Source organism: Bartonella sp. AP4SXKL, assembly GCF_042195845.1.
Lineage (GTDB): Bacteria > Pseudomonadota > Alphaproteobacteria > Rhizobiales > Rhizobiaceae > Bartonella.
On the sequence record NZ_JBHIPA010000011.1, the window covers coordinates 84,281 to 95,614 of the forward strand.

An 11,334-nucleotide genomic window follows, 5' to 3' on the forward strand; every position below is an offset into this window, starting at 1 on the left:
TTGCATCTTCATAAGTATACAAATAGTGCGGCTTTATAAGGCTTTATACGCCTCACAGAAACTTTTGCGTTTTATACCATTTACGAGGTGGCGTCGCAAAATGGGCTTATACACATTGCAAAGATATCTCTTTAAAACAAGTGCATAAATTGGCAACACAAGTGTATTTGTGTTTAGAACATGCTTTTTATATGAGAGGCATAATCCCAACGGGATAAACAGAATTCCGATACACAGTCAACTGCTTTTATAACAATAGATGGCGGAGAGGAAGAGATTCGAACTCTCGAGAGCCTTTTGAGCCCTACTCCCTTAGCAGGGGAGCGCCTTCGACCACTCGGCCACCTCTCCAACAGAGAGGCATAAATGGTATCAACAGAAAGTTCAAGACATTTTCGATTTTTTTCCCAAATATCTGAAAATTTTTTTCCTTTATTGATCCCATAAGGAGCAAAAGTTAATAAAACAAAAATTGTGTCTTTTTTACCACAGCATCTCGAATAGTACATGTATATATTACAAAAAGGTAATTTCATATTTGAAACTCTAAAAAGATTAGTTATAGCTAAGATAACAAGTGCTGCGTATTTTACTTATGTCTTTGTCCTTAATGCGTTAGGCAAATGGTACTCTTTAGAAGAAATTTAACCGGACCTCGGAGATCCCATATGAATATTAAATCCCTCTTTTTAAGCTCTACAGCAGCTTTTTTAGCAATTTCTGGAGCACATGCTGCTTCAACAGTTATCGCCGAACCCGAACCTGTAGAATATATTCGCGTTTGTGATGCCTATGGAAAAGGATATTTTTATATCCCTGGAACAGAAACCTGCATGCGTTTATCAGGAAATGTTCGTACTGATTTTATAGGCGGTGATAATATCGATGCAACAACCGAAACTGAACTAAGAAACAAAAGAAAAACCTACGGCGCAGCATCACGGCTCACCCTTGTTTTTCAAGCAGCTTCTGAAACAGAAATGGGAACACTTCGTTCATATGCAAGAATTTATTCAAACTGGGGTGATGGTAGAGACAACGCTGCTGCAAAGCTTGCCGCGGCTTACATTGAACTGGGTGGTTTTCGCGTAGGTCTTGATGACACAATTTTCAACAGCTGGACTGGTGATTATGGAAATGTTCTCAATGATGACAGCATAGCGCCTGCCGGCACAACACGCACCAATTTTATTTCCTACACCTTTAGTGGTGACTCCGGCTTTTCTGCTATTATCGGCGCTGAATTAGGCAATAATGCAGATTCTCTTCCAGGAATAACAGGATACTACATTGATAAAGATGATAAGCTTGTTTCTATCACTGAGGGCACTCTTCCAAGTAAAGCAATTAAAAATTACACCCCGAATGTGGTTTTGGGTATAAAGTTCATGCAAAAATGGGGTGGTTTTTCAGCAGTTGCAGCATATGATGCTTACTACAAAAAGTGGGCTGGAAAAGTACGTGCAGATTTCAATGTCAACGATCGTTTCAATCTATGGGTAATGGCTGGCTATAAAAATGGACTTGATTACTACACAGTAAATGAAAATGATGAGTTATCACGAAAAAGCACAACAATTTATGCAAACTGGGGTGGTAAATGGGCTGCTTGGGCGGGTGCCACTTACAAGCTTACTCCAAAAGCAAATTTGAATGCTCAAGTTTCTTATAGTGCTGTAAAAACCTTTGCAACTTCTGTAAATATTACATACACGCTGGTTCCAGGATTTGTGATTACACCTGAATTAACCTATGTTTCTTGGAACGATGATCGCGTTGTGACGGATAAAAATAATGATGAAAAACATTTATTCAATAAGAAAAGTGCTTTTCAAGGTATGATCCGTTTACAGCGTTCATTCTAATCCTATTTAAGCTACAGCTTTTAAAAACTGGCAACATGGTTTGCCAGTTTTTATTTTTGAAATCAAATATCATGAATATCTTTTCCTGATACGTATTGTCTTGTCTCTCGAAAAAAAACCGCCTTAGTTTCATAAAACTACTCTTAGAAGATTAACCTGGTATGCTTGATAAGAGCACCTCACACGGGCGTTTACACATCACTTCAAACACAATCTCTTCCTTGCCCTTTAAAGCATGAATAACCCCTTTGCTTTATGACAAAATTGGTCTTTCTTGGTAATTTACTTCTAACCTTTGTTAATTTAGGTCATGATCTTCTCAAATAAATTCTACACTGAACAGATAAACTATTGAAAAAACAAGACATCATTGTGTTTTTGATATGCCTGAATGTGTCTTCTATCAACACTCTAAAACACAACGTTTTATAACACTGCTTCATTAAAAAACTTAATCATTAAGAAACATGCTGTCAAAACGATGCAAACATCCCCTAAAGCAATAAAAGAGAAAAGAGATATATCTTCAAAAAAATGAATTGACCTCTTCCCCTTCTAAAGAATAGCCCCCTATCAGTAGCAATCTGTAAATGCCCCTATTTTTCTTGAATCTGCATCACTTTGATTTATAATCATAATTTATAATTTTGCATGTTTCAATCAACCAAAACCTTTCACTTGTACACGACAAGCGGAGAGAGCCGTGTGAATAAAAACGAGTAAAGAAAACCCTTTTATGTATCGTTTTCAGTTCCAAGGGTTGTCGTAACATTGAGATCTAACAAAATGTACGATAGTGCTAGGCACTTTTATTAAGCATAAAAATGAGGATACACTTCATAGAGGATTTTAGATTATATTCTCTATGAACGTCGCTATAAAATATGTGTTGTGATACACACTAAAAGACATTTCTTTAAAACAAGCATGGAAATATACAATACAAATCCATTTTATTTGAAGCGTTTTACCCTGCGTAAGGAACATGTCATCATATACACAACATCTTGGCTTTATGCGTTTTTAAAGGAAGAAAAATATAAGACAAAGAAACAATAAAATTTAATCTCTGCAAATCATAGAGCTTTCAGAGTTATGTTTCCATAAAACGCCTTATACCCTACAGGGGATTTTTTACACGATTAATGCCCTTTTTACATAAAGCCAATTGGCAAAAAGCAGCCTTTCCTGATAATAAAAAGGCTTACACGTAATCATAAGCCATATTTTCAATTAAAACGCATTGAATTCACGGAAAATACTTATCAACCAATGCATAAAGAATTGCTGCTGTTTCAACATCTAGAATCCCATCATAATTTTCTTGACGAAAATGAAGTTGAAATGCTCGGATCAAATCTTTGTATCCTGTTTGGGTACACGCAGCAGAAATGTCATATCCATAACATTTTAGCTTCGCCAAAACATCTTCTTTGGGTGGCAAATTCTTAGAGAATTGCTCTTGATAATGACTTTTTAGTTCATCATCATACCATGCTCCTATACCTGCGCTATAAAGTTCTCTCCATGGAAAAGCTGCTCCTGGATCACTTTTTCTTCCAATGGCAATATCACTATGTCCCACCACATCTGTTGGCATAATATCGGGATACCGTTGAAGAATATTCAAGGCAAGTTCCTTAACAGCATCAATTTGTATTGGATTATAAGGAGGAAACATACCCGTCCCATCATGATAAGTCGCTAAATTAACGATTTCAATCCCGATAGATGCATCATTGAGATGACTATGCCCAGCCCATGAACTCACACCCGCATGCCATGCACGCTCATTTTCATCAACCAGATTAAAAATACGCATATCCTTAAAGCCTGCCTCACGATATGTCTGCTCTGAAGGATCAGGAACAAGATAGTGTGCACTAACCTTTTCTCCTGTAAGCGCCATAATCGAGGCTTTAAAATCAATAGCCGTATAATGCATAACGAGAAAATGAACGCGACGACTAAAACTCTTGACAGAACGATAACTGTTGTAATCAATCTGATACATAAAAGCCCTTTCTTTTTTGCTTAAAAAACCACTGCGCATCACAACAGATAGAATACGAACTGTTAAAAAATGCAATAAACTTCCCATCTAGATACTAAGAATTACGACTAAAATTTGTTCATCAAAAATATTGACATTCTTATCAACAATTAAGACCACATTTTTATTTTTCTCCCACACACGCATAAAATGTTTTTAACCACATTAAATATTTTCCCCAAAAAAATTCCTACAAATTACCAATCAAAAAGAAAACAAAAGCGTAAAATGATCACTCCTTAAATCTTCACGTCTTACAGAAAAAATAGTTCTTCCTGTTATCAAATTGAAAAATATCGCCCCTCGGAAGTGAACACCCAACGATCATGCAATCACACAAAAAATTAAAGGAAAAATTTTATGAGCTCTTTACAGCAATTTATTATCAGATAACAGAACGGCACATGTTCGCAATAAACTCTTCACGGACATATTGTTCAATAAAATTTGCAAAGCTTTCCTGTAAATGACACGACTTCTTGTCTTTTCACACCATCGCTTTTTGATTTTCAGAAGAATCTCAATTATCTACAACGCTTGCGGTACATGACGTCTCTGGATTCCTTGTCATAGGCTCCATGAAAGATAACATCTTGATTTATAATCATAATTAATCATTATAAATATTGAATATAGCGAGCCTAATATCGTAAAGTTTTTCTTAATCTTGAAGCAATCAAAGTCATTTAATGACACATCAAAAGAAAAATTACCCTATAGACAAAAACCACTGAAGAAAAGGATCAAAATACTTCCTATAATAGAACGTTTAATAATTTAAGCAATATTGTTACATCCCCATAGAGTTTCATTTTTTCTTCTCCGTTTTCAAATATCTTTTTAAGACAGCCCAAGCTGCATATTCTTGTAAGACGACACCTAAAAGTGGTCGCGTATAGGGAAAAGTTATACGATCATCACCATAACCTTTCATCCGTATAGTTATGGTAGCATGTCCAAGGCTTTCTGCTTGATTTTCTAATGTCTCCAAAGAAGGCTCTAGGCTCACTTCAACCTCAAGCAGTGGAATATCTTGTTTACCTTTTTCTATGGGCTGAAAATATTTTAAAAGCAGCGGATCATTGGCAGACCAATGAACCTCTGCATGCATCGCTAATTGTTTACAAGCAGTAGTAACTTCTGCCCCAACTAAATAGGGGTGAAAATGATTTTCAAATGCTTCCACGAAATGTTGTTCCAAGAGCGCTTCTGATTGAGCAACCAGTTGCACCAAAACATAGGGGCTTTTCCATAAAAAATGCCGTTCAAAGGGTTCATTTTCAAGATGATCATCAACCCACTGCGCAATAGTACTTTCATCAATTCCAATCAAAGTCCATGCATACTCTGCACGCGATACAGAAGAATATTTCTTCTCATTGTGTTCTAAATAATTCTCTAAAAGCGCAAGAGCCTGTGATGGTGGACCAGGCAAAACAACAAGCGTACTTCCATCGCAAGAGAGATAAAACCCTGGTGCTGTACCTGTAGGATTATCAAGCACAGTTGCTGTCTCAGGAAACAATGCTTGACGTGCATTACTCTTATCCACCAAAATCCCTAATCGTTGTAATTGACCTTTTATTGTTTGCCAAACATCTTCATGATGTAGTAAAGGCTGCTTTACAGCTTGAGCAACTCCATCGCGTGTTTTATCATCTGATGTTGGTCCCAATCCCCCACTGATAATGATAAGATCTTCTTGTCCAAGACAAGAAACAACAGTCTCACTGATTTGCTGTAATTGATCAGCACAAACAAAATGACGTGTGACTTGAATATTTCTCTTGTTTAAGCTTTGGCTTAAATCTTGTAAATTCGTATTCAAATATTGTCCTGAAAGGAGTTCATCACCAATAGTAATAATGGCAGCACGATGAACAAAGACAGAATTCATAAGAGAATTGCGAACAGCTTCAGCCATTTGACGGGTAGAGGCTATACCTCCAAGATCATAGGTAACGGTTTTTCCAGCACGAATAACCTGATCAACACTCTCAGATAATTGTTTTGCTGCATCTTTAAAGCCTAAGTGCTCTAAGAGTAAAGCCGTGGTATAAAGCATCGCAGAAGGATTGGCTTTATTTTGTCCAGCAATACGTGGTGCGCTTCCATGAACAGGTTCAAAACAAGCAATCTCGCTCCCCACATTCACATGAGATGCAAGCCCCAATCCCCCCATTATACCAGAGCCAAGAGTAGAGAGAATATTGCCAAACATATTTTCAGCAACAATCACACCAAACTGCTCTGACTTGGTTACAATCCACAAAGCAACCGCATCAACATTCTGAATATCTGCTTCAATTTCCGGATAGTTTTGCGCAATTTTCTCAAAAATTTCCTGAGCAAACTGCCCACTTTCTCGCATAACATTGGGCTTATCAGCAAAAGTAACTCGCCTAAAGCTATATTTCCTTGCATAAGAAAAAGCGTATTCAAATAACCGCTCTAAACCAAAGCGTGTCTGCAAACGGACTGTCCACGCAGCTTCCTCAAGCCCATATTTTGTCAAATTTGGATGTTTTAGCCAAACGGCTGTTTCAGGAGAAATACCCCGAAAATCCAATCCAGCATAAAGGCCTTCACTATTTTCTCTGATAACACAAAAATGAAAAGGTTTTCTCGGACCAAAGATGTATCTTACAGGACGTATATTCGCAAACAAACCTAACTTTTGGCGAAGTTGAAGTGCGGGAGAAACATAGACAAGGTTTTTCTCTTTTAAATGCGGAGCAAGTTCTTTTAAAGCCGCTTCTTTTCCTTTACTGGTCACAGCACCAAGTAAAATAGCATCACTCTGAGTAATTTTTTGCCAAGTCGCTTGAGGAATAGGATCTCCTTCCCGTTTCCAACATTCAAAACCAATATCACCATAAGTCAATTCAATCGGCAATTGGAATTGCTCTAAAACCATCAGCGCAGCATCACAAACCTCTGGTCCTATCCCATCACCAGGTAATACAAGAACTTTCTTTTTCATAGTCCCTCCATCCACTCATCAATGACTGCATCCGTCATAGTAGGATTATCCTCCCACAAACGCGTACCAGCACCAAAGATAATCTTATATTCATGGTTCAGATTATGACTTTTCGTCTGATTATCTACCGTTGCAAGTTGCGACTTTTCTCCCACTAAAGCTAAAAACTTCCCCTTATACTTAACTATCTCATCTCTAGCATCTATTTCTAATAAGAGTTTAAACCCTCTTGTCATGCGTTCAATTGCCACGCTTTTTTTTTCATCAGGAATCTCCAATAAGGCTCTTTTTTTCATAATGCCAGAAGGATGCATAAAACCATTGAGTATTTCCAAAGCCCCCGATAAATCATTATTTTCTAAGGAGGCAAGAATATCTCCAAGGCGCCGTTGCAAAACCTTATCTGGATAGCCAGGCGCATTCACAGCAAGCACAGCTTGAACATTGGAAAGCTGTACTGCCAATATTTGTACCAATGTTCCAGCCATAGAAAATCCCACAAGCACTGCGGGCTCTTTAAAATAGCTTTTAAGTTTTTCTGCCATAAAAGATAAAGTGTCTACAGCAGAATAATTGAGAACATGAGAACTCTTAGGAAAAAGAGAAAGCGTATCCAGCAGAGTGACAGGGAATCCTTTTGTTGAACATAGCTTTGTCAATGGAGAACAAAAAACACCACCATCCCAAATTGGCATTACAGGAGAAAGAATAATAATAGGAAGGCTCATTGATCAATTCCTCCCCTTATTTTTAAACATGCATTAGAGCCAGAAATTTTCCCACCCAATATAATGAAAATATGTTGAAACTCTAGGCTCATATTCTCCCCCCATAATAATCGATTTGTTAAACTCAAACTAAGCTTGTAACAAATTTTAAATCCACTCAATCCAGCAACTTAATAAAAAAATTCATCTAATGTACAGGTGCCCCATTTGTGTAAAACATCAAAAGCATTTCCGCATAATGCTTTCTTTTTATCATTTACTCAGCTTATTTCTGAAGTCATAAAATGACGCGCTTTTTGAATATAAATGATAAAACCAATCATACAACACACAGCTAATAAAGCTGCCATAGCCCGTGGGCTATGACCAGAGATTTTTCCGATAACCGCTGCACTGAGTGCCGCACTTCCTAATTGCAAAGATCCCATAACACCAGAAGCCGCTCCCGCAGCTTTCGGATGCGATGAAATAGCCAACGCTGTTCCTAACGGCAATAAAAAACCATTGCCAAAAGTAAGAACAGCAATAGCCATAAAACTTGTCACAAGGGGCCATGGGCTTAGATACATTTGCAAAGCAAACAGCACACCACCTATCACAAAAATAATGTACCCTCTCCCCACAGTTTTTTCCATAGACTCGCGTTCAAAAAACCATCGCGCCAAAAGATTTCCCAAAATATAGGGAAACGAGACACCAATATAGCTATAACTAATGTGTATCGGCGATAACCCCAAAGTCGTGAGTAAAAAAGGCGACTCCACAATATAAGCAAAATAGGCAGCGTAAGAAAAACACGGAATAAGTGCATAAAAAATAAATTGTTTATTTCTGAAAACACCTAAATATGCCTTCATCAATCCTACCGGAGAAAAATGCTGCCGTTTTTGAGGGGGTAGAGTTTCGCTTAGCACAAAACAACATAGCAAAATGGTCAAAAATATAAAAAAGCTTAAAAAGATAAAAGTTGCCTGCCAATGAAAAGCCTGTATCAAAAGTCCACCAATGAAAGGTGCAAGCGCTGGTGACATTCCAATAAAAGGGAAAACAATCAAATAAAGTTTTCCAGCCGCTTTTTTATCCAACAAATCATTGATAATTGCACGACTTAAGACAAGTCCCGCACAAGCACCAAGACCTTGCAAAAAACGTAACACAAGAAAAGCGTGAATATGAACCGTATAAATCACACCAAGTGTCGTAAATAACCACAAGAATAAGCCCAATAGAAGTGTTTTTTTACGCCCAAAATTATCACTCAGCGGCCCATAAATGAGCTGTCCAAGTGCCAATGCCAACAAAAAAACCGCCACTGCACTTTGAATTTGAGATTGTGTCACTTGATAATATTGACGCATATCGCCCAGTGCTGGTAAAAAAATATCGGTAGAAATCAAACCTCCTGTTGATAAACATACGATAAGTATAATGAATGGTAATGTATATTTATGTTTCATCAGGAAAGTCACATTTCTTAAATTTAAAAATATTTAAATTTTACGTTTATAGAAAAATAATAATTTATATTTATAAATATAAAGCTATTTTAACTTTATCCACAGGGAATAAAATAATCAATTTTCTTTATTCTTTTACTTTATTCGAGAATAATTCAGCTTGTTGATACATAAATCCAGTGTATGATCCGCACGCACACACTCAACACGTAAATAAACACTTAGTGCTTCACTTTATAATTAATTTTAAAGCATAGCAAATCGCAATTTTAAAACTATACGCAAAAGAAGCTAAAAGATCAAAACTCCCCTTTAGAGATATATTTCCCAATCCGAAATAGCGCATTTTGTTATATTCATGTTGCCCTATCTTCATCAGCTTTTTTCATTGATATCATCAACAAAAACGCTCCCAAACTCTATCCCTCTCCATGATAACAACATCACTTTCCCGACAACATCTTTTATCAGAAGTGGTTTACAACGCTCAAAGAAAAAAGAAGCCACAAACTCCCTTTCCTCAAAACTCCCCACGCAAATATTTCCCCACGCAAATATTATTGTAACAATACAGCATATAATAATGGCTCATGGAGAAGTCTTTATCAACACAAATAATTGAGCAAATAAACTTAATAGCCCACTAATATCATAAAGCAAATTGTGCTTCTATCTCGCTCTAAAATCTAAATTCATCTTGTCCATTTTGTTAGAATTTCATTCTACATAGCCAGCACAAAGTTTATTGCCTAAGCTATTGACAAACATGCTATAATAAAAATTTGATAAATCATTCTGCATCTAATTTAGAAAGCAAGGAGAAGCTAGTAATGAATATAACAGAACGAGCCACGTAGCAATTACTTGTACCTATTAAAGTGGAAGGAAAGACATACACAGAAATCACCTTACGCCGCCCGAAATTTAAAGACTTAAAAGCAATACAGAGCAAAGAAGGCGACGAGCAATCAATCGAAAAATCGCATGTCTTTCAGGGTGGTCCTATAATGCCATCAGTAAACTTGGTGTTCGTGATTTTTTAAACATTAAAGACATTGACGGGCCTTTAATAAAAAAAAGTATTAAAAAAACTTGATAAAATGAATACAATCATAAAAATCCTATCCTTAGAAACTCAATTTTCTAAACATCTCAAAAACTTTATAAACAAAGTAAATGCACCCATACAAAGCATAATGGATGAATGTATTTTAATCGACAGTAAACCCGAAAAACGCACAAGTAACCTTTACACAAATACATTTGAAACAGAAGACATGAACAACTGCAAATGCAAAAGTGAAAACCTGTAGCACCTATGAACCGATTACAGTTCATAATCCCTACGTCATAAAGGTGGAACGCATGACCTTTACAAAAGGCACTTTCTTAATACAAGATGGTCCATCGAACCAAATTTATCTCTCAAATCAAAGTGCTCTTACATCGTATAAAAAAACTGCGGGCGAAACTAAAAAACAACCTTTGGAGAGAATCTCGAAACTTTTGGACATTGTCTCAAAACTTTTCAACTTTCCTCTCTGGTTTTGGGAGTTTTTACTCAAAGAACTTAGAAAATTTTTCTAGCATTGTTTTGATATAGAGCAATAAGAGAAGGAAAAACAGCTTAGAACACTAATGTTTCTTCCTTCTCTTTTATCTCTCATAGCTTTTTGAATTGAATACTTTTGATATTTATTTTGAATAATTGAAGCATTCTTTTAATTATAAGTACAATATAAAAAACTAAAATTTTAGAAGACGCGCTGTTTTTACAAAAAAATGAATAATAAAATAAAGACTCCAGAATTTTACTTTTTACCTTCAAACATAATCAATGATGGAAAAGCGTTGACAAAGTTTTCCTCAAGCAGTATCTGGGACATTAATTGAAAGAAAAGCATTAAGAGAGCTTACTTTTAAGCTAAGGGGGAAAGATTAAACTTCACAACGACATTCAATCTTTTAAACATTGCAGTACAGAACGGGAAAAGAGAGCCATACCCCCATAGACCGTTTATCCCCCCCATCAACTAAAATTCTCGATAAACTGGTATTATCAGTTCTAGACTGGAGTCATATAAGAAGAATTTTAAGTAATGATCACCGTCTTGTTTTCGATGTTTTCTGTCCTTTTTGGCGCATATCTATTCACTTTTGGAACATAATTTGCAAAAAGGCATTGTATCTCCAGCATATTCAAGGAGATAAAACATGGAAACTCGCATTCCTGAAAACACACCATTCG

Annotated in this window: 6 protein-coding genes and 1 tRNA gene; 2 read left to right on the top strand and 5 right to left on the bottom strand. The window is 36.4% G+C overall.

The genetic code is table 11. From position 1 onward, the window contains the following. Positions 1–260: 260 nt before the first annotated feature. Positions 261–351, bottom strand: a tRNA-Ser gene (locus ACFIMI_RS07000). Positions 352–668: 317 nt separating this feature from the next. Here ACFIMI_RS07000 and ACFIMI_RS07005 point away from each other — a divergent pair. Next, positions 669–1,865, top strand: a complete 1,197-nt coding sequence (locus ACFIMI_RS07005) for a porin (RefSeq protein WP_375613795.1) — start codon at positions 669–671, stop codon at positions 1,863–1,865. 1,249 nt (positions 1,866–3,114) lie between these two features. On the opposite strand, the gene ACFIMI_RS07010 is transcribed toward ACFIMI_RS07005, so the two are convergent. From ACFIMI_RS07010 to ACFIMI_RS07025, 4 genes are all read right to left on the bottom strand, one after another. Continuing rightward, on the bottom strand, positions 3,115–3,879 hold the full coding sequence (locus ACFIMI_RS07010) for an N-acetylmuramoyl-L-alanine amidase (RefSeq protein ID WP_375613801.1): 765 nt from the start codon (positions 3,877–3,879) through the stop codon (positions 3,115–3,117). An 847-nt stretch (positions 3,880–4,726) separates the two neighbouring features. Further along, on the bottom strand, positions 4,727–6,901 hold the full coding sequence (locus ACFIMI_RS07015) for an isocitrate/isopropylmalate family dehydrogenase (RefSeq protein ID WP_375692379.1): 2,175 nt from the start codon (positions 6,899–6,901) through the stop codon (positions 4,727–4,729). Then, positions 6,898–7,629 carry an alpha/beta fold hydrolase gene (locus ACFIMI_RS07020; protein WP_375692380.1) on the bottom strand — a complete coding sequence of 244 codons (732 nt, stop codon included), beginning with the start codon at positions 7,627–7,629 and terminating at the stop codon, positions 6,898–6,900. Before ACFIMI_RS07020 ends, ACFIMI_RS07015 begins: the two co-directional genes overlap by 4 nt. A 260-nt stretch (positions 7,630–7,889) precedes the next feature. After that, positions 7,890–9,086, bottom strand: coding sequence for a multidrug effflux MFS transporter (locus tag ACFIMI_RS07025; RefSeq protein WP_375627883.1), 1,197 nt, complete (start codon positions 9,084–9,086; stop codon positions 7,890–7,892). Positions 9,087–9,964: 878 nt separating this feature from the next. Here ACFIMI_RS07025 and ACFIMI_RS07030 point away from each other — a divergent pair. After that, positions 9,965–10,129: a phage tail assembly protein gene (locus ACFIMI_RS07030; RefSeq protein ID WP_375637838.1), complete on the top strand. Its 165-nt coding sequence runs from the start codon at positions 9,965–9,967 to the stop codon at positions 10,127–10,129. Positions 10,130–11,334 lie beyond the last annotated feature (1,205 nt).